At 74.7% G+C, this 24,396-nt stretch carries 16 protein-coding genes and 1 tRNA gene; 4 read left to right on the top strand and 13 right to left on the bottom strand.

Annotated elements, in window-relative coordinates:
- Positions 1-48: 48 nt before the first annotated feature.
- The gene (locus AC07GB_RS16590) at positions 49-495 is read right to left on the bottom strand and encodes a hypothetical protein (protein ID WP_478845899.1); all 447 of its coding nucleotides are present in this window, start codon (positions 493-495) and stop codon (positions 49-51) included.
- A complete protein-coding gene (locus AC07GB_RS16585) occupies positions 485-3,760 on the bottom strand; it encodes a BTAD domain-containing putative transcriptional regulator (RefSeq protein WP_478846090.1) in 3,276 nt (1,091 codons plus the stop codon). The genes AC07GB_RS16590 and AC07GB_RS16585 overlap by 11 nt, the downstream gene beginning before the upstream one ends.
- 577 nt (positions 3,761-4,337) lie before the next feature.
- Between AC07GB_RS16585 and AC07GB_RS16580 the strand changes: the two genes are divergently transcribed.
- Complete coding sequence (locus AC07GB_RS16580; RefSeq protein ID WP_478845897.1) at positions 4,338-5,255, top strand: alpha/beta fold hydrolase; 918 nt, start codon at positions 4,338-4,340, stop codon at positions 5,253-5,255.
- Positions 5,256-5,351: 96 nt separating this feature from the next.
- Positions 5,352-5,486, top strand: coding sequence for a hypothetical protein (locus AC07GB_RS16575; protein ID WP_478845895.1), 135 nt, complete (start codon positions 5,352-5,354; stop codon positions 5,484-5,486).
- 242 nt (positions 5,487-5,728) lie between these two features.
- Here the strand turns inward: AC07GB_RS16575 and AC07GB_RS16570 are convergent, their stop codons facing one another.
- Positions 5,729-6,265 (bottom strand): DinB family protein, encoded by a 537-nt coding sequence (locus AC07GB_RS16570; RefSeq protein ID WP_478845893.1) that lies wholly within the window; start codon positions 6,263-6,265, stop codon positions 5,729-5,731.
- A 165-nt stretch (positions 6,266-6,430) separates the two neighbouring features.
- Between AC07GB_RS16570 and AC07GB_RS16565 the strand changes: the two genes are divergently transcribed.
- Positions 6,431-7,645 carry an RICIN domain-containing protein gene (locus tag AC07GB_RS16565; RefSeq protein ID WP_478845891.1) on the top strand — a complete coding sequence of 405 codons (1,215 nt, stop codon included), beginning with the start codon at positions 6,431-6,433 and terminating at the stop codon, positions 7,643-7,645.
- Here AC07GB_RS16565 and AC07GB_RS16560 read toward each other — a convergent pair.
- Positions 7,626-8,393: a class I SAM-dependent DNA methyltransferase gene (locus AC07GB_RS16560; RefSeq protein WP_478845889.1), complete on the bottom strand. Its 768-nt coding sequence runs from the start codon at positions 8,391-8,393 to the stop codon at positions 7,626-7,628. The genes AC07GB_RS16565 and AC07GB_RS16560 overlap by 20 nt on opposite strands.
- 37 nt (positions 8,394-8,430) lie before the next feature.
- Entirely contained in the window at positions 8,431-9,195 is a 765-nt protein-coding gene (locus AC07GB_RS16555; RefSeq protein WP_478845887.1) for a hypothetical protein, read from the bottom strand.
- Positions 9,196-9,331: 136 nt separating this feature from the next.
- Here AC07GB_RS16555 and AC07GB_RS16550 point away from each other — a divergent pair, with 136 nt between their 5' ends.
- Positions 9,332-10,006, top strand: a complete 675-nt coding sequence (locus AC07GB_RS16550) for a TetR/AcrR family transcriptional regulator (protein ID WP_478845885.1) — start codon at positions 9,332-9,334, stop codon at positions 10,004-10,006.
- Here AC07GB_RS16550 and AC07GB_RS16545 read toward each other — a convergent pair.
- The 8 genes from AC07GB_RS16545 to AC07GB_RS16510 form a co-directional block, all read right to left on the bottom strand.
- On the bottom strand, positions 9,983-11,533 hold the full coding sequence (locus tag AC07GB_RS16545) for an AMP-binding protein (RefSeq protein WP_478845883.1): 1,551 nt from the start codon (positions 11,531-11,533) through the stop codon (positions 9,983-9,985). The two genes, AC07GB_RS16550 and AC07GB_RS16545, sit on opposite strands and share 24 nt — an antisense overlap.
- A 217-nt stretch (positions 11,534-11,750) precedes the next feature.
- Positions 11,751-11,827: transfer RNA gene (locus AC07GB_RS16540), tRNA-Thr, on the bottom strand.
- Between the two features lie 109 nt (positions 11,828-11,936).
- On the bottom strand, positions 11,937-13,565 hold the full coding sequence (locus AC07GB_RS16535) for an alpha/beta hydrolase (RefSeq protein WP_478845881.1): 1,629 nt from the start codon (positions 13,563-13,565) through the stop codon (positions 11,937-11,939).
- Positions 13,566-13,790: 225 nt separating this feature from the next.
- Positions 13,791-14,996: a DNA polymerase III subunit delta' gene (locus AC07GB_RS16530; protein WP_478845879.1), complete on the bottom strand. Its 1,206-nt coding sequence runs from the start codon at positions 14,994-14,996 to the stop codon at positions 13,791-13,793.
- A gap of 182 nt (positions 14,997-15,178) precedes the next feature.
- Positions 15,179-18,604 (bottom strand): dTMP kinase, encoded by a 3,426-nt coding sequence (gene tmk, locus AC07GB_RS16525; protein WP_478845877.1) that lies wholly within the window; start codon positions 18,602-18,604, stop codon positions 15,179-15,181.
- Between the two features lie 156 nt (positions 18,605-18,760).
- Positions 18,761-21,583 (bottom strand): type I DNA topoisomerase, encoded by a 2,823-nt coding sequence (topA, locus tag AC07GB_RS16520; protein WP_478845875.1) that lies wholly within the window; start codon positions 21,581-21,583, stop codon positions 18,761-18,763.
- A 336-nt stretch (positions 21,584-21,919) separates the two neighbouring features.
- Complete coding sequence (locus tag AC07GB_RS16515) at positions 21,920-22,117, bottom strand: hypothetical protein (protein ID WP_478845873.1); 198 nt, start codon at positions 22,115-22,117, stop codon at positions 21,920-21,922.
- Positions 22,118-22,865: 748 nt separating this feature from the next.
- Positions 22,866-24,374, bottom strand: coding sequence for a DUF7059 domain-containing protein (locus AC07GB_RS16510; RefSeq protein WP_478846088.1), 1,509 nt, complete (start codon positions 24,372-24,374; stop codon positions 22,866-22,868).
- Between the last annotated feature and the right edge of the window lie 22 nt (positions 24,375-24,396).

Raw genomic sequence — 24,396 nt, 5'->3', positions numbered from 1 at the left:
GCGCCCTGACAGGATCCTCATAACCCGCGGACCTGCGGCGCGTACCTCTCAGGCGTGCGGTACGACGAGGACCTGGACCTCGTCCTCGTAGATCACGCGCCCGGGGTCGGCGGAGCGCACCTCACGGCAGGGCACGCCGTGGGCGGCGAGGAGTTCCAGGTAGCCGGGGACCCGCTGGAGGAGGTGGGTGGCGGTGCTCTTGAACCAGGCGACGGCGCCGGGGTACCGCTCGGGGTCGTAGAGGGACGCGTCGGGCGTCGGGTACGCGGCGTCGTACCAGTCGTTGGCGGCGCGCCAGAAGCGCCGCTGCTCCGCGGTCAGCCTGCCGTCCCTGGCGAGCCCGTTGGCGAGGGCGAACACGCCGGGGAAGTGGCCGCGTTCGTGGCGCCGGGGCGATTCGAAGCGGATGTACGTCACGGGCGGTCCGGCGGAGTTACCTGCGACGTCCGCCGAATCCACCGTTGCGTCCCGCGCGTTCGCGTCCTCAGCGTTCATCGCCGCATCCTCGCACCGCCGCCGCGAGCGCGGCCCGTGCGGTGGCCGCCCAGTGCGGGGCCCCGGCGCGTTCGGCGACGGCGAGGGCGCGGCGGTAGTGGGCGGCGGCCGGGCGGCCCAGGGCCACGGCCAGGTCCCCCAGCTCCTGGGCGACGGGACCGAGCGCGACGAGGCCGCTGCCCGCGCCCGCCAGCTCGTCCTCGGCGGGCAGCAGCCGGCGGTAGGCGTGCGCCGCGGCCGCCGCGTCCCCGGAGCGGGCGGCGGCGCGGGCCCGCAGGCACAGGCGTACGTCGAGGAGTTGCCCCGCGTCGGGCGCGTCGGCCCCGTCCGCCACGCCGAGGCAGACCAGGGCGAGGCGCAGCAGTTCGTCCTCCGGCATGCCGCTCATCCCGCTGCCGCGCAGCCGGCCGGCGGCCGCGCGGTACGCGGCCTCCGCGTCGGCGGCGCGCCCGGCGACGGCGGCGCGCAGCGCGGCGTACCAGGACGTGAACACGCCGACGAGCGGCAGCCCGTACCGCTCGGCGAGCCGGTCCGCGGCGGCCGCGGCGGCGTCGGCGCGGGCGAATTCGGCGCGGGCTGCGTGGGCCTGGACCAGCATGAGGTGGCCGAGGACCTCGAAGCTCACGAGGGCGTGGCGGGCGGAGAGGGCGACCAGCTCCGCGCCGATGCGGGCCCGCTCACGGGCGAGTCCGGGGCGGTGGAAGGTGTGCAGGAAACGGCCGTTGAGCGCGTACGCGAGCAACGCGGCGCCCTGCTCAGGACGCTCGCCCCCGGGCGCGGCGGCCAGCTCCCGCGCGAGCGCCTCCGCCGCCCGGGCCGCGTCGGCGCCCGCCCCCGTGGTGTCCCCGCGCGTCTCCATGGCGACGCTGCTCAGCAGGCGGCAGCGGGTGGCCCGGCGGGCCCGCGTCCCGTCGTCGGGCAGCTCGCCGAAGGCCCACCGGGCGGCGGCCACGACGCGCCGGGACAGCTCCTCGTCGTCGTTGCGGGCCCAGATGCCGGGCACGTCGAAGGCCCCGATGACGCGGGCCGTGAGGCCGGGGTCGCCCGCGGCCTCGGCGGCGGCGAGCGCCTCGGCCCGGTACCGCCGGGCCTCGGCGAGATCCCCGGTGACGGCGAGGCCGCGGACGAGGCCCATGAGCAGGGTGAGGCGCTCGGCGGGGTCGCGCTCCTCGGGGGCGCGGTCGTACGCGTCGAGGGCCGCGCCCCACAGGCGCCGGGCCCGGTGCGGCGCCCCCGCGGCCTCGGCGCGGCGGGCCGCGCGGCTCGCGTGGGTGACGGCGCGGGCGGCCGTCGCGCGCGTGGCCGCGCTGACGTAGTGGTGGGCGAGGGCGTCGTACGCGTCGGGTCGCAGCCGCTCCAGGGTCTCGGCGACCGCCGTGTGCAGCCGGGCGCGGCGCGGCCTCGACAGATCGCCGTACACCGTCTCGTGGACCAGGGCGTGTGCGAACCGCACCTGTTCGGCGGTCTCTTCGGGCGCGGCGAGGAATCCGGCCGCGGTCGCCGCCTCCACCGCGTCCAGGACGACCTCGCCGTCGGGGCCGTCGCCGGCGAGCGCGCACAGCACGTCCAGGTCGGCCTCCGCCCCGACGACCGCGGCGAGCCGCAGCACGGTGCGCGCCTCCTGCCCGAGCGTGCGGAGGCGGGCCCGGACCAGGTCCCGTACGCCGTCGGGGACCCGGGAGAGCGCCGCGGCGCCGTCGGCGGCGTACAGGCGGGCGAGTTCGCGTACGAAGAAGGGGTTGCCGCCGCTGCGGCGGCGCACGGCGCGGGCGGTCGCGGCGTCGACGTCCCGCCCGGAGACGGCCGCCATCAGCTCCCGCACGGCATCGTCGGCGAGCCCGCCCACGCGCACCCGCACGGGCTCGGCCCGCGCCGCGCGCCCCAGGAACGCGCCGAGCGCGGGCGGGACTTCGGTGTCGCGGTACGTCCCGACGACGAGCACAGGTGCCGCGGGCGGCGCCGCCGCGAGCCCGGCGAGCAGGTCCAGGGACTCCTCGTCGGCCCAGTGCAGGTCGTCGAGGACGAGCAGCAGCGGTCCGCCGCGCGCGGCGAGGGCGGTGAGGTGCTCGCCCACCCGCCGGCGCCGCCGCAGCCGCAGCGCGACGGGGTCGCCGCCCCCGGCGGCGGTCTCCTCCAACTCACCTTCCGGAAGGCCAAGTTCCGCAAGGGCCTCCGCCCAGGGCCACCCGGCCGGCACGGCCTCCCCCTCCGGCGCCCGTCCCCAGGCCGCCGTCCAGCCCGCGGCACCGAGGCGCCCGGCCAGGTCACGGGCCAGCGCGGTCTTGCCCGCGCCCGCCTCGCCGGAGAGCAGGGCGAGGGTGAACCGGCCCGCGCGCCCGGCGGTGTGCGCGGCGGCTTCGAGAGCGGCGGTCTCGGCGACCCGGCCGAGCAGGGCCGGGCCCGGCGCGACCGTGGCTGCCGGGTTCGGCGCGACCGGGCCTCTCGCGTCGGGGGCCGGGGCCCGTGCGGTGAGTGCCGTGACCTCCGGGCCGTCGCCCGGCCCGGGCACGGTCTGGGCCAGGATCTCCGCCTCCAGGCGCCGCAGCCCCTCCCCCGGGTCCACGCCCAGCTCCCCCGCGAGCCTCGCGCGCGCCCGGCGCAGCGCGGCCAGGGCGTCCCCCTGGCGCCCCGCCCGGTACAGGGCGAGGGCGAGAAGCCCCCAGGCCTCCTCGCGCCAGGGGTGGGCCTCGGTGTGGGACTCCAGGTCCAGGGCGGCCTCGGCGGCCCGGCCGGAGCCGAGGGCGAGGCGGGCCCGGCGCTCCACGGCGAGCAGGCGCAGGCCGTCGAGGCGGGCCACCTCCGCGCGGGCCCAGTCGGCGTCGGCCCACTCGGCGTAGGCGGGGCCCCGCCACAGGGCGAGCGCGTCGTCCAGGGCGGTGAGCGCCGCCGCGGGCACCGGGCCGCCGCCGTCGATGAGCAGGCCCGCGTCCCGTACGGCCGTCTCGAACCGCCAGGCGTCGACCGCGTCCGGCGCGGCGAGCAGCGCGTAGCCGGGGCCCGCCGTCACCAGGAGACGGGCGGGCGCGCGCCGGGCCCGGCCGGGTTCGAGGGCCTTGCGCAGCGCCCCCACGAAGGTGCGGATCGTACCCACGGCCGTCGGCGGCGGCTCGTCCCACAGGTCGTCGACGAGCCAGCTCACCGGGACGGTCCTGCGCCGGGCGACGAGCAGCCGAGCGAGCACGGCCCGGTGCCGCGGGCCCTTCAGACCGAGCCCCTGCCCCAGACCGTCACACGCGGCGAACGGCCCGAGCACGCGGAACGACACGGCATCGGCGGCGGGGGCCTGGGAGGCCGGGCCTTCGGACGCTGGGGCCTGGGAGGCCGCACCGCCGCACGCAGTGACCTGGGAGGCCACACCGTCGAACGCGGACACCCGAAAAGCCCCGGCACCAGGCACAGGCACCCGGGCCCCCACACCCTCGGGCACGGACACCCCGAACCCCACACCCTCGGGCACGGACACCCCGAACCCCACACCCTCAGGCGCGGCCACCTGAGACGCCCCAGCCTCCGGCACGGGCACCTGGGACGCCCCAGCACCGGACGCGGACACCCGGAAAGCCCCGGCATCACGCGCAGTCGCCTCAAACGCCCCAGCACCGGACGCGGACACCCGGAAAGCCCCGGCATCACGCGCAGTCGCCTCAAACGCCCCAGCATCACCCCCGGCAACCCGAAACACCCCAGGCCCCGCCCCTGGCGACCCTCTTTCCTCCTGCGGCACCTCTTCAACGTACCCGCCGTGACCAGGCGGCTCAGCGCACACCGGGCCCCCCACGAACCCGCCCGGCCCGGCCACGCGCGCTGATCCACCGCTGATTCGCGCCCCGCACGCTGGCCGCATGAACCACAGCACTCACGGCGGCCCCGCCGCCGCACCCCGTATCGAAGGCTTCGCGCAGCACCGCGTCCGCGTCGCCGACGGCGTCCACCTGAGCGCGGCCGTCGGCGGCGACCCGGCAGGGCCGCCCGTCGTCCTCCTGCACGGCTTCCCGCAGACCCACCTCATGTGGCGCCACGTGGCGGCGGACCTCGCGGCCGACCACACCGTCGTCGTCCCGGACCTGCGCGGCTACGGCGCCAGCGACAAACCGGCCGAGGCCCCCGACGGCCAGACGTACGCGAAGCGGACCATGGCGGCCGACGTGGTGGCCCTGGCCCGCGCGCTCGGGCACGAGCGGTTCGCGCTCGCGGGCCACGACCGGGGCGCGCTCGTGGCGATCCGGGCGGGGCTCGACCACCCCGACGCGGTCACGCACCTCGCGTCCCTCGACGTCCTGCCGACGCTCGACATGTGGGACGTGATGCGCGGCACGAGCGCGGCCGTCGGCTTCCACCTGTACTTGACGGCGCAGCCGCCGGGCCTTCCCGAGCGCATGATCGCGGCGGACCCGGACGGGTTCTTCGGGCACTTCCTCGACCTGTGGGCCAAGGACCCGGCCGCGATCCCCGCCGACGTACGGGCCGCGTACCTGACGGCGTGCCGGCAGGCCGTCCCCTCCATCGTGGCCGACTTCCGGGCGTCGTCCTTCGCGGACGTCGAGCACGACACGGCCGACCGCCTCGCCGGGCGGCGGCTGCGGATGCCGGTGACGGTCCTCCAGCAGGACTGGGGCGCGGCGCTCGGCTTCGACGCGGCGGACCTGTGGCGCGCGTGGGCGCCGGACCTCGTCCACCGGACGGTGCCCTGCGGCCACTTCATGGCGGAAGAGTCCCCCACCACGGTCACGCAGGCGATCCGGCGACTCCTCCTACGCTGACTCGCGCGTACGACGGCACAACGCCGGGGCACACGGCCGCGCAGCCCCGACCTACGGCCCCCGAAGGACCACCGGACCGTGCCCTGCGGCCACTTCATGGCGGAAGCGTCCCCCACCGGGCTCGGCCGCGTGTACCTCACGCTCACCACCCCGCTCGCCCCGCGCCCGCTCCCCGGCGCCGTGCGCGCCCGCGCCCCCGCCGACCGGCAGCGCGCGCCGCCGAAGGAGTGAAGGAGTGGTCGGACATCGAGGTCCCCGTGGCGTACGCGCGGGCCGACTCCACCGGGGGGCCTGCGGGCCCGACTGCTCGACAAGGGCAGCCAGGCCCACCGGGACCGGCGAGGACACGACGACGGCGGGCCTCGCGGGCATGCGCGCCGCGGCGGCCTTCCGGACGGAGAAGGCTGCCGCCCAGCAGGAACCGCTGCCCCGGCGCGGACGCGCAGCAGCGACGCCGACCGCCGAAGCAGCGCTCAGCCCGCCGCCGACGCCCCGCGCAGCAGCCGCAGTTGGCCGATCTCCGCCGCGTTCTTCATCAGCTCGGCGTTCACCCAGGCCGCCATGTGGGCCACCGTGTGCGAGGAGCCGTCGCCGGGCGGCCACGGGAAGGGGGCGGGAGCGTCCAGGGCGGCGTCCCCGAGGCCGTCGAGGGCCGCGAGCCACTCCTCGCGCAGCCCGCGCAGCCAGGTGACGGTGGCCGGGCCCGGGCCGGGCCAGGCGATGTCGGCGCGGTCGCGGGGCGGGCGCCCGCGCGCGTGGTCCAGGGTCACGCTCCACCACCAGCCGATGTGCCAGCTCAGCCAACCCACGGTGGGCACGGGAACCGGCTCGGGCTCGATGTCCGCCCAGTCCGGGACCCAGGTCCCGCCGGGGCCGGGCCGGACGGTCCACACGCGGGCGGCGGGCTCCCACAGGAAGTCGGCCTCTTCCAGCCGCTCCAGGTGGTACTCGAACAGGGCCCAGGTCAGCTCGAACTGCCAGCGCAGCAAGGCGCGTCGGGAATCGCTCACCGGCCGACCATGGCACGGCTCCCGCCTGCCCGGAACTGATTATTCACTCCCTGGTTGAGGGGTTAATAACGTCCGAAACCGTGCCGTATCGGGATCACGGTGAACGCTTCTAGGCTGACTCGCGCACCTCCCCGACGTATCAGCCCGACGTACCAGGAGGCCGACGTGACCGTGTTGTCCGAGGGCATCTACCTCATCAGGAACGAGGCGAGCGGTCTGTACGCGACCGTGCAGCCCGGCGCCGGGGCGAAGCAGAGCGCCAAAGTCGTACTGGAGGAACTGCACGGGGACGGCCCGGCGCGCCACGGACAGTTGTGGCACGCCCGGCCGCACAGCGCCCGCGAGGGCGCGTGGACGCTGCGGAACGTGCACAGCACGTACCTGATGGACGTCATGGCGGGCCGGGGCCGCGCGGGCGCCGCGGTGCAGCAGTGCGCGGCGGAGTCGCGCGACGACCTGCTGGCCTCGCAGCTGTGGCGCCCGCTGCCGGTCGGCGAAGACGTGTACACGCTGACGAACGGCTACAGCGACAAGGCCCTCGCCGTGAAGGGCGAGAGCCACGAGGCGAACGCGACCCTGGAGCAGGCCGAGCCCCGGCAGACCGAGGACCGCGGCACGCAGGCGTGGCGCCTGGAGCGGGTGGCGGCGCGCGGCGAGCCGAACGGCTTCGACGCGCTGACCGCGTCGGTCGTCTCCGGCCACGGCGGCGCCATCGGCGCCACCCTCAGCGGCCTCACGGGGCTCGCCAAGGGCGTCCTGGACGCGGGCGGCGGCGTCTTCGAGACCATGGCGAAGGTCGTGACCGACCCCAAGGCCCCCTACGTACGGTTCGACGGCTTCCGCGGGGACGAGTTCATCCGCTTCTCGCAGCGCCACGGCGTCGAGGCGGGCCCGAAGAAGATCAGCGAACAGTTCACCCGGCTGCCCCGGGGCTTCCGCACCGACTACACCGACGTCCTGACCGCGCGCCGCGGCAGCGGCCACACCCACGCGGTCCTCATCCGCGACGAACTCCTGGAGTTCTCCGAGCGGTCGGCGAGCGACACGCCGCGGGTCCTGCCGCGGGAGCTGCGCGAGCGGCTCCCGGTGAAGGCGGCCACCGTCGCCGACGCCAAGGGCGGGACGGTGGCGTTCTTCACCGGCGACACGATCATGGTCACCGACGGCTCGCTGCGCCCCACCGGTGAACTCCGCCTGCCGCACGCGCCGGACGCCTTCCGGACGGACCCCGACACCGCCACCGCCGTCTCCGTCGACGACGAGATGCACTTCTTCCTCGTCAAGGGCGAGGAGTTCGCCGTCGTGAGCGAGGGCAAGCTCGTGCAGGGCCCGGCCAGGCTGACCGACGCCTACCCCTTCCTCACCGGGGTGTGGATGTAGCGCCCGCGGGCGGCCGTGTGGCGAGCACGAACGCCTGCGGGGTCCTCTCCCCGCCCCGCGGCTCGCGGACCAGCTGCCCGGTCGGGGCGAACCCGGCCTCCCGCAGCTGGTCCGCGATCCGCTCGGGCCGCCAGCGGTGGAAGTCGAGGTCGACCCCGTGGCCGAACGCCTCGTCGAAGTGGAGGGGTTCGTCCCCGACCTGGAAGGCGAGCAGGAGCGGGGCGCCTGGGGCGAGCACGCGGTGGAACTCGGCGAAAACGCCCGGCAGATCGCGCGGCGGCACATGGATCGTCGAGTACCACGCGACCACCCCGCCCGCCTCGCCGTCCGGCAGGTCGAGCGCGGTCATCGAGCCCTCCTCGAAGCGGAGGTGGGGGTAGGCGGCGCGGGCCATGCCCAGCATGCCCGGCGACAGGTCGATGCCCCGCGTCCGCACGCCCAGGGAATCCAGGTGCGCGCTGACCTTCCCGGTCCCGCACCCGACGTCGATCGCCTCCCCCCGCACCAGCTCGGCGAACGCGGCGAGCATGGCCCGGCCCAGCGGACAGGTGTCGAGCGCGTCGCGCCACTCCTCGTGGACGACGGCCGCGATGGCGTCGTAGGAGGCACGGGTCCTCGCGAGATACGCCGCTTCGGCCGTGCCGGCCGTGTCGGTCGTGCCAGCCGTGCCATTCGGGTCAGCCGGGTCAGCCGGGTCAGCCGGGTCAGCCGGGTCAATCCTGTCGGTCACATCAGTCGAATCGGTCACGGCAAGGGACCGTAACCGCACCCACTGACAACGGCGGCTACACCTCCTGCGGCGGGACCGTCGGCAGCGGCAGCGGCGGCGACATCGGGTACGCCGACGGCGCCCCGCCCGCTTCGCGGGACCTGGGCAGCCACAGCGAGAGGAGCGCGCTGACCCGGTCGAAGACGGGCCCGGTCCGCAGGGAGCCGGGCAGCAGCGGGCCGAGCAGAGAGGCCCCCGCCAGCTCGTCGGCCTCCCCGGCGATCGTGTGCAGGCCGATCAGTCGGTGCTCGGGCTGGTGAAGCAGCCAGGCGCCGCCAAGGCCCCGGGCCCCGGCCTCGTGCCGCACGCGCGCCCAGACCCGGTCGAGCGCGGCCTCGGCGTCGCCCTCGTAGCGCAGCCGCTCGAAGCGGCTGACGCGGTGCGCGTCGAGCGGCGTGAAGTGGTGCGCGCCGGCGACCCGCCACACGTACCGCTCCACGTTCAGGAAGAAGGGCCGGCTCCAGAACTTCACGCCCGGCTCGAACTCCAGCTCCTGGCTGGTGAACCGCTCGTAGTCGAGCACGTCGGCCCACGTGTCGAAGAGGTACCGGCCGCCGGTGTGGTGCTGCCCGCCGAAGGCGTCGAACCGGCTCGGCATGTACTTCGCGTACATGCCGGGACGCACGTCCATCACGCGCCGCTCCACCTCCTGCTTGTCGACGATCTCCTGTACGCCGACGCCGTCCGCGAGCGGGAAGTCCGAGGTGAACGCGGCCTCCACGGAGAGGGGGCCGACGTCGTAGCCCTTGATCGGGCCGGGTCCGTACGCGTGCGTGGTCATGACGCTCCTCAGGCAGGGGTGGGTGGCGTCCGGCGCGGGTCGCGCCGCCGCCGTACGCCACGACCATATGCCGAGTCCTGAACACTGACCAAACTCCAAACACCGTTCAATCTTTGTCCGCCGTACCATGGTGGGCATGACCAGCTCGAAGGAAGGCGCCAGCAGACGTGCGCGCCACCGCGCCCAGACCACCGCCGAGATCAAGGCCACCGCACTGAAACACCTGGTGGAGGGCGGTGCCGACGCCGTCGCGCTGCGCGGGATCGCACGGGACATGGGCATGGCGCCCGGCACCTTCTACAGCTACTTCGACACCCGCGAGGCCCTCCTCGCGGCGCTCGCCGCCGACGCCTACCGCGCGCTCGCCGCGCATCTGCGGGCGGCCCGTGAGGCTGCCGGGGACCCGGAGGGCCGCGCCGTCGCGCACGGCCTCGCATACCGCGAGTGGGCCCTCGCGCACCCCCAGGAGTTCCGCCTCCTGTTCAGCGGTCGCGCCCCGGGCACGGCGGGCAGCACGGAGGCGGAGTACGAACTGTGCCTCGGCATGGTGGAGGTGGCGGCGAGCGTCTCGGCGGGCCCGGCCGGACCCCCGTACACCTGGGACGACTTCGACCCGGCCTTCACCGAGGTGGCGCGGGCCGCGTTCCCCGACCTGACCCCGGGGACGCTCGCGCGCTCCCTGCGCCTGTGGGGCCGCATGCACGGCCTGGCCACCCTGGAGCTGGACGGCATGCTCGGCCCGCAGGTGAAGGGGCCTGAGCGCCTGTACCGGGAGGAGTTCGCGAGCCTATTCGGCCCGTCCGGCGGCTGAGGGCAGGGCCGGGGGCCGGACCGCACGCCGCAGCACCTTCCCGGCCTCCGACCGGGGGATCTCCGGCCGTAGCTCGATCACGCGCGGCACCTTGAACCCCGCGAGCGCGCCCCGGCAGTGCGCGACGAGCCGCTCCGCGAGCCCGTCGGACGCGCCCGCCTCGGGCCGCACCACGGCCGCCACCCGCTGCCCCCACTCCTCGTCCGGCACGCCCACCACGGCCGCGTCGGCGACCTCGGGGTGCGCGAGCAGCACGGCCTCGACCTCGGCCGGGTACACGTTCACGCCCCCGGAGACGATGAGGTCGGTACGCCGGTCGCGCAGGTGGAGCCAGCCGTCGGCGTCCAGGTACCCGTGGTCCCCGGCCGTGAAGTAGCCGTCGCGCATGGCGCTTCGGGTCTTCTCCGCGTCGTTGTGGTACGCGAAGGGAATCACCGGCCGGAAGTACACCCCGCCCGTCTCCCCAGCGGGCAGCGGTCGCCCATCCTCGTCCAGGACACGAATGTCGACGCCGGTCATCGGCAGGCCGACCGTGCCGGGCCTGGCCAGCCAGTCCGCGCTGTCCACGGCGGTCACCCCGCCCTCCGTGGCCGCGTAGAACTCGTACACCACGGGCCCGAACCAGTCGATGGCGCGCCGCTTCACGTCCTCCGGGCAGGGCGCGGCCCCGTGCACGACGGCGCGCAGGCTCGACATGTCGTAGCGCTCGCGGACCTCGGCGGGCAGCCGCAGCAGCCGGTGCAGGACGGTGGGCACGGTGAACAGGACATCGACGGCGTGCTGGTCGACGAGCCGCAGCCAGTGCTCGGTGCGCGGGCGCTCCGCGAGGACGACGGTGTGACCGAGCTGGAGGGCCATGTTCGCGAACAGGCCCGGCGCCGCGTGGTACAGCGGCGCCGCGCACAGCTGCGTGTACGGCCCCGCTTCGACCCCGCACCGGGCCATGAAGTCCAGCTCGTACGGGCTCGGCCCGGGCGGCGCCGACGACAGCTGCCTGCGCACGGCCTTGGGCCGGCCCGTCGTGCCGGAGGTGTAGAGCATGACGCCGCCCGCGCGCCGCTCGGCCGGGGGTGTGGCGGGCTCGGCGGCGAGCAGCTCCTCGTACGCCACCCAGCCCGGGGCCGTGCCGCCCCACACGATCCGCCGCTCGGGCGGCACCCCCGCCGCGTCGAGCGCGGGCCCGGCGACGTCGAGGAGCCCCGCGTCCACGACGACGGCGCGGGCCCCGCTGTCGACGAGGACGTGCGCGGCCTCGGGCGTGGTGAAGTGGTGGCTGAACGGCGTGAAGTAGAGCCCCGACTGCCCGGTGGCGAGCCGCAGTTCGAAGAAGGCACGGCTGTTGGGGAGCATCGCGGCGACCCCCTGCCCCGGCCGAAGGCCGAGCCGCGCGAGGGCGTGCGTGAGCCGGTGCACCCGGCGCTCCAACTCCCCGTACGTCGTCACCACACCACCGGGCTCCACCAGCGCGACCCGCCCCGGCCACACCCCGGCCACACCCCCGAAGCCGACGACCGCCCGCCCACCCATACGCGCCACCTCTCTCCTGGTCGGCGCATCGTAGGCAGAGCCACGACGGGGCCGTACATGACGCCCTGCCACACGCTTCCCGCCCCGGATCTGTCAACTACACACAGCCGCGACAGCCCCCACATGCGCTACACGCCCCCCAGCCGGACAGGCTATGCCGCCACCCCCTGAGCAACAGAAAACCCCAGGTCACGGGCTTCGTGACCTGGGGTTCCAGTGGAGCCGCCTTCGGGATTCGAACCCGAGACCTACGCATTACGAGTGCGTTGCTCTGGCCATCTGAGCTAAGGCGGCGCGCGTCCCGCACCTATGGTGCGATCAGCAACGTCAGCAAGTCTACACAGTTTCCGGGGGTGCTCCGTACACCCCTCCGGGGCGGGGCCCGGAGGGGTGTGAGCTGGGGTTACGCGCAGCGCTTGGCTGTGCGGGGGGCGTGGCCCTCCAGGAGGTACTTGTTGATCGTGTCGTCGACGCAGCGGCTGCCGCGGCCGTACGCGGTGTGGCCGTCGCCCTCGTACGTGAGGAGGCGGCCGGAGGAGAGCTGGGAGGCGAGGGCCTCGGCCCAGCGGTAGGGGGTGGCGGGGTCGCGGGTGGTGCCGGTGACGAGGATCGGGGCGGCGCCCTTCGCCTCGATGCGGTGGGGCTCGCCCGTGGCCTTCACGGGCCAGTACGCGCAGTTCAGGGCGGACCAGGCGAGGCCTTCGCCGAAGACGGGCGAGGCCTTCCTGAAGGCGGGGAGCGCGGCCTTCACGTCTTCGGGGGAGGTGAAGGACGGGGGGAGGTCGAGGCAGTTCACGGCGGCGTTGGCGTACATGAGGTTCGAGTACGCGCCGTCGCCGTCGCGCTCGTAGTAGCTGTCGGAGAGTTCGAGCAGGGCCGAGCCGTCGCGGTCGCGCAGCGCCGCGTCGAGGGCGTCGCGCAGCTGGGGCCAGGCCGACTCGTCGTACATCGCGGCGATGACACCGGTGGTGGCCAGCGCCTCGCCGAGCGCGCGGCCGCCGGCCGGGCCCGGGTCGCCCGCGCGGAGCGGGGTCCGGTCGAGGCCCGCGAAGAAGGCCTTCAGACGGCGGCCCGCGTCCGCGGGGCTCTTGCGGCCGAGGGGGCAGCCCGCGCGCCGCACGCAGTCCTTCGCGAACGACTGGAAGGCCGTCTCGAAGCCCGCCGTCTGGTCCTCGTTCATCCGGCGCGCCGAGAGGGAGGGGTCCATCGCGCCGTCCAGGACCAGGCGGCCCACCCGGTCGGGGAAGAGCCCGGCGTACGTCGCGCCGAGGAACGTGCCGTACGACGCGCCGACGTACGCCAGCTTGTCGTCGCCGAGGACCGCGCGCAGGACGTCCATGTCCCGGGCCGACTCGACCGTGGAGACGTGCTTGAGGAGGCGGCCCGCGCGCTGCTCGCAGCCCGCCGTGAACTTCCGGTAGGACGCGGTGAGCCGCGTCGTCTCGGCCGCGTCGTCGGGCGTCACGTCCGTCTGCGTGTACGTGTCCATCTGGCGGTCGTTCAAGCAGGTGACCGGCTCGCTGCGGGCCACGCCGCGCGGGTCGACGGCCACCATGTCGTAGCGGGCGCGGACCTTGTCGGGGTAGCCGAGGGCCGCGTACGACTGGAGGTAGTCGATCGCCGAGCCACCGGGCCCGCCCGGGTTCACCAGGAGGGAGCCCAGGCGGTCGCCCGCCTTGCCCGTCGCCCGCTTGCGGGACACGGCCAGGCGCAGGTCGCCCGCGCCCGGGGCCGCGTAGTCGCGTGGCACACGCAGCGTCGCGCACTCGAAGTCGGGCACCCCGCAGGCGCGCCAGCGCGGCTTCTGGTCGTAGTACGACGTCAGCTGCTGCGGCGTGGCGCGGGGCAGCGCGGCCAGGGCGACGTTCGCCGCGGGATCGCCCGAACCGCCCGACGAGCAGCCGGAGATGAGCAGCGCGGCGGCCAGCAGCGCGAGGGCTCCCCGGCGACGGCGGGGCGCCCGGGGGCTGCCTGGGGGGCGGGGGCGGCGGGCGCGGCCGGTGGTTCCCGACACGCGGCTGGTGGTTCCCATTGCGCGAGGGTAACGCTCCGGGGTCGCGCGCTCACCATGCGTGCCCTTTTGGGTGACTGTGGCCTCCGCCGGCCTCGGCGTGCGGCCTCTGCCGCCCCCGATCTGTGTGCCATCCGCCGCCCCCGGCCTGCGGCCTGCCGCCTCCAGCCTGTGGCATCCGCCGCCCCCGGGCCTGCGGCCTCCGCCACCCCCGGCCCGAGACCCCCGCCGCCCCCGCCCCAGCGCTCACCCCGCCCGCAGCGCCACCGTCATCGCCTCCACCGCGAGCAGGGGTGCCACATTGCGGTCCAGGGCCGTGCGGCAGGCGGCGATCGCCTCGATGCGGCGCAGCGTGGCCTCCGGAGACGAGCCGCGTGCCATGCGCTCCAGCATGTCCCGCACCTCCGTGTTGGCGAGCTGCACGCGGGAGCCCAACTGGAGCGCGAGGACGTCCCGGTAGACCCCGGTCAGGTCGATCAGGGCCAGGTCGAGGCTGTCGCGCTGGGTGCGGGTCCTGCGGCGCTTCTGCTTGTCCTCCAGCTCCTTCATCGCGCCCGCCGTGCCGCGCGGCATCCGGCCGCCCTGCGCCGCGCCGAGCGCAGCCTTCAGGTCCTCGGTCTCCTTGGCGTCGACGTCCTCGGCGACCTGCTTGGCCTCCTCGGCGGCCGTGTCGATCAGCTCCTGCGCGGCCCGCAGGCAGCCGCCGATGTCCTCGACCCGCAGCGGCAGCTTGAGCACGGCGGCCCGGCGCTGCCGCGCGCGCTCGTCCGTCGCCAGGCGGCGGGCCCGGCCGATGTGCCCCTGGGTGGCGCGGGCGGCGGCCGCGGCGGCGTCGGGCTCGATGCCGTCGCGGCGTACGAGCATGTCGGCGACGGCGTCCACGGAGGGCGTACGCAGCGTCAGGTGGCGGCAGCGGGAGCGGATGGTGGGCAGCACGTCCTCCAGGGAGGGCGCGCAGAGCAGCCACACCGTACGGGGAGCGGGCTCCTCCACGGCTTTCAGGAGGACGTTCCCCGCGCCCTCGGTGAGGCGGTCGGCGTCCTCCAGGACGATGACCTGCCAGCGTCCGCCGGCGGGTGAGAGCTGGGCTCGGCGGACCAGGTCGCGGGTCTCCTTGACGCCGATGGACAGGAGGTCGGTGCGGACCACCTCCACGTCCGCGTGCGTGCCGATCAGGCTCGTGTGGCAGCCGTCGCAGAAACCGCAGCCGGGCTCGCCGCCCAGTGCGCGGTCCGGGCTCACGCACTGCAAGGCGGCGGCGAAGGCCCGGGCGGCGTCGGCCCTGCCTGAGCCGGGCGGACCCGTGAACAGCCAGGCGTGCGTCATCTTCGACGACTCGGGCGCCGGGGCGCCGGAGGCGACGGCGGTGACCAGTGCGTCGGCGTCGCGCGCGGCGGCCGCGAGCTGGACGCTCACCTTCTCCTGGCCCACCAGGTCGTCCCACACCGGCATGGGTCACCGCCTTTGCCTTGCCTAGCCGTCGCCCGCGCGCACGTCACCCTCGCGACCGCGTCACCGTCACGGCCTCGTCACCGTCACGACGCACGTCGCGCTGTCGGAACTCATTGTGGGGCACGGCACTGACAACCCCCGGCCACACACCCACTGACCAGGCCTTTCGCGCCGTCGTACGGTCAGCGGCGGCGGCGCCTGCCCCGGTCCTCCGGCTCGTCCTCGTGCGACCCGAGGAGTTCGTCCGCGAGCGACGGCAGGTCGTCCATCGGCGTCTCCTCCGCCCACTCGGAGCGCTGGCGGCGCGGGGTGCCGTTCTCGTCGACCTGCGGCAGCTCGCGCGTGCGGTCGTTCGGGCCGAGGTCGTCGTGCGCGGCGGGCCGGGCACGCTCGTCGCGGAAGTAGCCGGGCGGGACGCGGTCCGCCACGTCATCCCGTACGACGGCGTCATCCCGTACGACGGCGTCATTCCGTACGACGGCGTCATTCCGCGCAGCGGCGTCATCCCGTACGACGGCATCGTCCCGTACGACCGCGTCATCCCGCGCCGCCGCCTCATCCCGTACGGCCGGAAGCACGGTCGTCTCGTCCGCCGAGCCGTCCACGGTCACCTGCGGAAGCACCGCCGTCTCATCGGCGGCGCCGTCCACGGTCACCCTCGGGAGCACGGTCGTCTCGTCGGCCGCGCCCTTCGTGGCACGCGGCAACTGCGCCGTCTCGTCGGCGGCGCCGCCGAGCGTCTTCGGGTCCACGATCGGCGTCGTCACGGTGGCCTCGTTGTCCGGCGAGGCCGGCCGCGCGTCGGACGAGGGCCGCTCAGGCGAGGGCGCGGGCGCAGGCGAGGCCGAGGCCGAGGCCGAGGCCGAGGGGCCCTGCTCCGCCGCAGCGGGCTTCTTGTCCAGCGAGGCCCCCGCCTGAGCAGAACCAGCCCCCGAAGGCGCGGCCCGGCCCGGAGCGGGCGGTGCCTCCGACGGCGAGGCCGTCACCGCCGCGGACGCCGCAGCGGAGGCAGCCGCCTCCGCGAGCCGCCGCGCCTCCTCCGCCCGCCGCAGCGCGTCCTCCGCCTTGCGCTGCTTCTCCAGGCGCCTGGCCTCCGCCTCGGCGCGCAGCCGTGCCTCTTCCTCGGCCTTGCGCCGGGCCTCCTCCTCGGCGCGGCGCCGCGCTTCCGCCTCGGCCTTGCGGGCCGCCTCTTCCTCGGCGCGCCGCCGGGCCTCCTCCTCGGCCTTGCGGCGGGCCTCCTCGGCGCGCTGCCGGGCCTCCTCCGCCTGGCGCTCGGCCTCGCGGCGCTGGGCCTCCTCCAGCTCGCGCCGCTTGCGCTCCTCCTCCTCGGCGCGCAGCTTGGCGAGCTGCTCCTGGCGTTCGCGCTCCTTGCGCTCCTCCTCGGCCTTGCGGGCCGCCTCCTCCTCAGCGCGCCGCCGGGCCTCCTCCTCGGCCTTGCGGCGGGCCTCCTCCTGGGCCTTGATCTCGGCCTCGGAGAGCGGCAGGACGACGTCGAGCCGGTGCCGGATGACCGTCGTGACGGCCTCCGGCTCCTGGGCGGCGTCGACGACCAGATAGCGCCCGGGGTCGGCGGCGGCCAGCGTGAGGAAGCCGGAACGCACGCGCGCGTGGAACTCGGCGGGCTCGGACTCCAGGCGGTCGGGCGCCTCGGTGAAGCGCTCGCGCGCCGCCTCGGGCGCCACGTCGAGCAGGACCGTCAGGTGCGGGACCAGACCGCCGGTGGCCCAGCGGTTGATGCGGGCCACCTCGGTGGGCGACAGGTCTCGGCCCGCGCCCTGGTAGGCCACGGACGAGTCGATGTACCGGTCGGAGATCACCACGGCCCCGCGCGCGAGGGCGGGCCGTACGACGGTGTCGACGTGCTCCGCGCGGTCGGCGGCGTACAGGAGCGCCTCGGCGCGGTGCGAGAGGCCTGCCGACGACACGTCCAGGAGGATCGAGCGGAGCCGCTTGCCGACGGGCGTGGCGCCCGGCTCGCGCGTGACGACGACCTCGTGGCCCTTGGCCCGGATCCAGTCGGCGAGCGCCTCGGCCTGGGTGGACTTCCCGGCGCCGTCGCCACCCTCCAGGGCGATGAAGAAGCCGGATGCGGCGGGTGTCTGCTCCGGGTCGTCGCCGCCGCGCAGCGCGTCCCGCAGGTCGTGGCGCAGCGGTACGCCCTGCCGGTCGTCGGCCTTGGCGAGGACCAGCGCGGCCACCGGCAGGAGCAGCGCGCCGACGAGCATCAGCGTGAAGGAGGCGCCCCCGTGGTCGAACACGAACTTGCCGTTGACCATGCGGTGCGGCCCGATGACGGCGGCGAGCAGCGGCGCCACGAGCGCGGCGAGCGCCACGCACAGACGTACGGCCGCCTGGAGGTGCTCGGTGGTGCGGGCCCTGCGGTAGTCCTCGACCTCCTGGTCGAGGAGCGCGTGCCCGGTGTTCGCGGCGACGCCCGCCGCGACGCCCGCGAGCAGCAGGATCAACAGCACGCTCGTCAGGTCGGGTACGAGCCCGCCGGCGAGCAGCGCGACCCCGGTCAGGGCGATGGCGAGCGCGAACAGACGGCGGCGCGACAGCGACGGCAGCAGCGCGGGGGCGAGCCGGACGCCGGCGGCCGTGCCACCGGTCAGCGCGAAGACGAACAGGCCGTACGTGACGGGCCCGCCCTGCAAGTCCTTGGCGTGCAGCACGGCCACCGCGACGGCCGCGGCGACCGCCCCGGCGACGGCGGTGCAGGCGGCGACGAGCAGCGGGATGGCGCCGGTGCGGCCCTTGTCGGTGCCCGTTCCGGTACGGGGCCTGCGCAGGCCCTCCAGGGGGCTGCGGGGGCGCGGCGTCTGCGTGCCGGGCAGCCGGATGGCGTACACGACGGACGCGGACGCGGCGAAGAGTCCGGCGGCGACGAACGCGGCGAGCCCCACCTGGTGCCGCTCGAACCAGTCGACGCCCGAGCCGAGCACGTTGCTCACGAGCCCGACCGCGACGAGCCCGACGGCGGCCAGGGGCAGCGCCGCGAATCCCGTACGCAGCGAAAGGCGCCGCAGCGCGTCCAGGTGGTCGGGCAGCGGGCGCACGGCGGCGCCCTCCGGCGGCGGGTTGGGCAGCAGCGCGGGCGCGGCGCTCTCACGTGCGACCGTCCAGAAGCGCTCGCTGACACCGATGACGAAGGACGTGACCAGGAGCAGCGCGAGCGCGTTGTCCGGCGTCCAGACGATCCACAGGGGCGCGCAGACGAGGAGCGCGGCGCGCACACCGTCGGCGCCGATCATGGTCCAGCGGCGGTCCAGGGGCCCGTCGGGCGAGGTGAGGGTCGTCAGCGGGCCGAGCAGGACCGCTCCGAAGAGCAGCGTCGCCAGGACGCGGGCTCCGAAGACGGCGGTCACGGCGATCGCGACACCGCGGTAGCCGTCGCCGAAGGCTCCCTCGGCGATGGCGGCCTGAAGTCCGAGGACGACGAGGACGAGCAGCGCCAGGGCGTCGCCGACGCTCCCGACGAGGTGCGCGCTCCACAACCGCTTCAGCTGCGGTACGCGCAGCAGGGCACGCACCGCTCGCTCGCGGGAATCCGCTGCCAGGGAGTCGTCGGGAACCGCGGTCATGGCGGGTGGCTGCTCGGCACGCGTCATCCGTCCAGCCTATCTGGAGGCCGGGCCTCACAGCGGCGACGCCCGAACATACGCGCGTCACCCACGGGGAGTACCGGAGGGTCTGCGGGGCGCTCGGAACCACGCGAGCCCCTGACCGGAACGGTCAGGGGCTCGGCGGGAAGCGTCGGCCGACGGTCAGTCGGTGGCCTCGGCGGCGGCCGTCTTCTTGGCGACGGCCTTCTTCGTAGTCGTCGTTTTCTTGGCGGCCGTCTTCTTTGCCGTCGTTTTCTTGGCGGCGGTCTTCTTGGCTGCCGTCTTCTTCGCGGGAGCCTTCTTCGCGGCCTTCTTGGCGGTCTTCTTCGCGGGGCCCTTGGCCCGCTTCTCCGCGAGCAGCTCGAAGCCGCGCTCCGGGGTGATGTCCTCCACGGAGTCGGCCGCCCGCAGCGTCGCGTTGGTCTCGCCGTCCGTCACGTACGGGCCGAAGCGGCCGTCCTTGACGACGACCGGCTTGCCGCTGACCGGGTCCTCGCCGAGTTCCTTGAGCGGCGGCTTGGCGGCGGCGCGGCCGCGCTGCTTCGGCTTGGAGTAGATCTCCAGGGCCTCGTCGAGGGTGATGGTGAAGAGCTGGTCCTCACTCTCCAGGGAGCGCGAGTCCGTGCCCTTCTTCAGATACGGGCCGTAGCGGCCGTTCTGGGCGGTGATCTCGACGCCCTCGGCGTCGGTGCCGACGACGCGGGGCAGCGACATCAGCTTGAGCGCGTCCGCGAGCGTCACCGTGTCCAGGGACATCGTCTTGAAGAGCGAGGCCGTGCGCGGCTTGACCGCGTTCTTGCCGGTCTTCGGGGTGCCCTCGGGGAGCACTTCGGTGACGTACGGGCCGTAGCGGCCGTCCTTGGCGACGATCTCGCGGCCCGTCTCCGGGTCGGTGCCGAGCTGGAAGTCACCGCTCGGCTTGGCGAGCAGCTCCTCCGCGTACTCGACGGTCAGCTCGTCGGGCGCCAGGTCGTCGGGGATGTCGGCGCGCTGGTGGTTCTCGGAGTCCTTCTCGCCGCGCTCGATGTACGGGCCGTAGCGGCCGACGCGCAGCACGATGCCGTTGTCGACGGGGAAGGACGACACCTCGCGGGCGTCGATGGCGCCCAGGTCGGTGACGAGTTCCTTGAGGCCGCCGAGGTGGTCCCCGTCGCCGTTCCCGGCGTCCGCGGCACCGCCGGTGCCCTCGCCCTCGCCGAAGTAGAACCGCCGCAGCCACGGCACGGCCTGCGCCTCACCGCGCGCGATGCGGTCGAGGTCGTCCTCCATGCGGGCGGTGAAGTCGTAGTCGACGAGCCGCCCGAAGTGCTTCTCCAGGAGGTTCACCACGGCGAAGGACAGGAAGGACGGCACCAGGGCCGTGCCCTTCTTGAAGACGTAGCCGCGGTCCAGGATCGTGCCGATGATCGACGCGTAGGTCGACGGGCGGCCGATCTCGCGCTCTTCCAGCTCCTTGACCAGGGAGGCCTCGGTGTAGCGGGCCGGGGGCTTGGTGGCGTGGCCGTCGACGGACATGTCGTCGGCGGACAGCGCGTCGCCTTCGGAGACCTGCGGCAGGCGGCGCTCGCGGTCGTCCAGCTCGGCGTTCGGGTCGTCGGCGCCCTCGACGTACGCCTTGAGGAAGCCGTGGAAGGTGATGGTCTTGCCGGACGCGCTGAACTCGGCGTCACGGCCGTCGGCGGCCCGGCCGCCGATCTTCACGGTGACCGAGTTGCCCGTCGCGTCCTTCATCTGGGAGGCGACGGTCCGCTTCCAGATCAGCTCGTAGAGCCGGAACTGGTCACCGGTCAGGCCGGTCTCGGCGGGGGTGCGGAAACGATCACCCGAGGGGCGGATCGCCTCGTGCGCCTCCTGCGCGTTCTTCACCTTCCCGGCGTACGTGCGCGGCTTGTCCGGCAGGTAGTCGCTGCCGTACAGCTGCGTGACCTGGGTACGGGCCGCCGTGACCGCCGTGTCGGACAGGGTCGTGGAGTCCGTACGCATATAGGTGATGAAGCCGTTCTCGTACAGCTTCTGGGCCACCTGCATGGTGGCCTTCGCGCCGAAGCCGAGCTTGCGCGAGGCCTCCTGCTGCATCGTCGTCGTACGGAACGGCGCGTACGGGGAGCGGCGGTACGGCTTGGACTCGACGGAGCGGACCGCGAAGTCCGTGTTCTCCAGGGCGGCGGCGAGGGCGCGGGCATTGGCCTCGTCCAGGTGCAGCGTGTTCTGGCTCTTCAGCTGCCCGAGGGAGTCGAAGTCGCGGCCCTGGGCGACGCGCTTGCCGTCGACCGTCGTCAGGCGGGCCACCAGCTGCGAGGGGTCGCTCGGGTCGCCGGCGCGGCCGGTGCCGAAGGTGCCCGTCAGGTCCCAGTACTCGGCGGAGCGGAAGGCGATGCGCTCGCGCTCGCGCTCGACGACGAGCCGGGTCGCCACGGACTGCACGCGGCCCGCGGAGAGCCGGGGCATGACCTTCTTCCAGAGGACCGGCGAGACCTCGTAGCCGTACAGGCGGTCCAGGATGCGGCGGGTCTCCTGGGCGTCGACCATGCGCTGGTTCAGCTCGCGCGGGTTGCGGACGGCGCCCTGGATCGCGTCCTTGGTGATCTCGTGGAACACCATGCGCTTGACCGGGACCTTGGGCTTCAGGACCTCGAGGAGGTGCCACGCGATGGCTTCGCCCTCGCGGTCCTCATCGGTGGCGAGGAAGAGTTCGTCGGACTCCTTGAGGAGGTCCTTGAGCTTCTTGACCTGGGCCTTCTTGTCGGCGTTGACCACGTAGATGGGCTGGAAGTCGTGCTCGACGTCCACGCCGAGGCGGCGGACCTCGCCCGTGTACTTCTCGGGGACCTCCGCGGCGCCGTTGGGAAGGTCACGGATGTGCCCGACGCTCGCCTCGACGGTGTAGCCGGGGCCGAGGTAGCCCTTGATCGTCTTCGCCTTGGCAGGCGACTCGACGATGACGAGTCGGCGGCCGCCCTGTGCGGTCTCGCTGGTCGGGGACAACTTCGCTCTTCTCTCCGGTCGACACTCGGTTGGCAGTACGATGCCCGGCGCCCCCTGGGGGGTCGCCGCGACTGCGCTTGCGGTTGCGCTGTCGCTGCGGAGTGTGACGGTACATCCCGCCCCCGTGTCAAACGGGAAAAGCCCGCAACGGCCACTCGAACGGTAACCCGACTACCGCCATTCCTGCCGCCTGGGCTGGCCCCGGGGCCCTGAACCGTGCACTGTGCCCCGGCCCGGGACGACGCCGGAGGCCGCTGGGGAGAGGGTGCCGGGGGCGTAGCCCCCTGATGCGGGAAGGGGCCGGGCCCGGGGCGCCCCGGGCTCCGGCGCTCGGCGTCACACGCGTGTGAAGGACCACACCGCCAGGACCAGGGCACCGCAGCCCGCGACGGCGGCCAGGGTCGCGGCGGCGGTCTGCTGCACGCCGTGCGCCACGGGGGCGCGGTGGGCGACCCGGGCGCCGGTCCACACCAGCAGGGCGGCGCCGAACAGCGCGAACACCGTTCCGGCGAAGATCGCTGGTCCGCTCTCCATGGCCTGTCCTCCCCGTGCCGTCCCGTAGGGCCACCTCTCGGGTGCCCCGGCTGCGGACGCTGGCACGCCCAAGCGGCGGAACCACGAAATCCGGGTGAACGACGGGCGCGCGGCGGGACGACAATGGCTGGTTCCGCACGCGGAAGGGCCGACTCCGGGTGGGTACGGGGATCAGCTCACCGTGGCGACAGGCGCTCGTCACGTTGCGTACAGGAGTCGCTCACGCCGCGTACGTGACCGACCGGGGCCCGTACGAGACGCGACTCCGGCCGGAACTGGCGTCCCTGGGTCCCCTCCGGCTCAACGCGGCTGCCGTCGGAACCGGCGTTCCCTGGGGCTCGGGCGGATCGACGCGGCTGCGGTCGGGGCCGGCGCCCCCGGGGGCCCCTTCGGCTCGACGCGGCTGCCGTCGGAACCGGCGTCCCTGGGGCTCGGGCGGATCGACGCGGCTGCCGTCGGAACCGGCGTCCCCTGGGGCTCGGGCGGATCGACGCGGCTGCGGTCGGGGCCGGCGCCCCTGGGGGCCCCTTCGGCTCGACGCGGCTGCCGTCGGAACCGGCGTCCCTGGGGCTCGGGCGGATTGACGCGGCTGCGGTCGGGGCCGGCGTCCCTGGGGCCCCACCAGCTCGACGCGGCCGCGGTCGGCCCCGGCATCCCTGAGGCCCCACCAGCTCAACGCAGCCGCCGCCGGGCCCGGCGCCCCCATCGCCCCACCAGTCCCACGCGGCCACCGCCAGCCCCAGCGCCCCTACTGCCCCACCGGCTCCAGAAATCCCTGCTCCACCAGGAGGCGGATCTGGGCCGGAGTGCGGTCCCGGAGCGCCACCGGGTCCTCGCCCATGAGCTGGGCGATGGCGTCCAGGATGCGGCCCGCGCCGAGCGAGCCGTCGCACACGCCGGCGAAGCCCGCGCCCACGGTGTCCACGCGGGTGGCCCGCCGCATGCCGCGGTGCTGGCGCAGCACCACGTGCTCCGGGTCCTCGGCGCCGGGCATGCCGACCTGCTCCTGCACCACTTCGGCGGCGAGCTTGAAGTGGTCGGCGAGCAGCGCCGCGTCGTCGTGGGCGCGCAGGTAGTCCTGCCGTGCGAAGTGGGCGCGGACCGTCTCGCCGAGGGGCTGCTCGACGGGGTGCGGCCACTCCTCGATCGTCACGGACGGCTCGGCGGCACCCGACTTGCGCAGCGTGATCCAGCCGAAGCCGACGCCCTTGGTCTTGCGGGCCTCGAACTCGTCGAGCCAAGCGTCGTACAACGCCGCGTACTCCGCCGGGTCGGTGCGGTGGTCCCCGGCGTCGCGCAGCCACAGCTCCGCGTACTGCGTGATGTCCTGTACTTCGCGCTGCACGATCCACGCGTCACAGCCGCGCGGCACCCAGGAGCGGACGCGCTCGGTCCACTCCTCGCCTTCCACGTGCTGCCAGTTGGCGAGGAATTGCGCGTACCCCCCTTCGTTCAGCCTGTCCCCCGCATGCTGAACGATCGAGCGGCACAGATCGTCCCCGCCCATGCCCCCGTCGCGGTACGTGAGCCGCGCGCCCGGCGAGATCACGAACGGCGGGTTGGACACGACGAGGTCGTACGTCTCGCCCTCGACCGGCTGGTAGAGCGAGCCCTCCCGCAGGTCCGCCTCCGGCGCCCCGGAGAGCGCGAGCGTGAGCCGGGTGATGTGCAGGGCGCGGGGGTTGAGGTCGGTCGCGGTGACCCGGGTGGCGTGCTGGGCCGCGTGCAGCGCCTGGATGCCGGAGCCCGTGCCGATGTCGAGGGCACTGGCCACGGGCGTACGCACAGTGACCCCGGCGAGCGTGGTGGAGGCGCCGCCTACGCCGAGCACCACGCCTTGGTCACGGCTGCCGATGCCCCCGGCCCCGCCGACCGCGCAGCCCAGGTCCGAGACGATGAACCAGTCCTCGCCGTCGGGCCCCCCGTACGGGCGTACGTCGACGGTGGCCTTGAGGCCGCCGCCCTCTCCCGCCGCCCGGTCCTCCGCGAGCCAACCGCTCTCCAGGAGAGGCCTGACGGGCAGAACGCGCCCCACGCGCGCGTGCGGCACGGAACGCTGCAACAGGAAGAGCCGTACGAGCGTCTCCAGGTCACCGTCACCCCGGGTGGCCCGCAGCGCGGGCACGGTCTCGCTGCGCGCGAGCGCGGCGTACGCGGGCGCCCCCAGGAGTTCGAGGAGTCCGTCCGCCGTGAAGTCGGCCCCCAGGAGGGCCTCCCTCAGGCGCGCGGTGACGTCGGAACGTTCAGACAAAGGCAGGCCATAACTCACGCCCACATTG

Source organism: Streptomyces sp. NPDC045778, from assembly GCF_056431945.1.
This window is presented reverse-complemented; position numbering and strand designations above follow the sequence as displayed.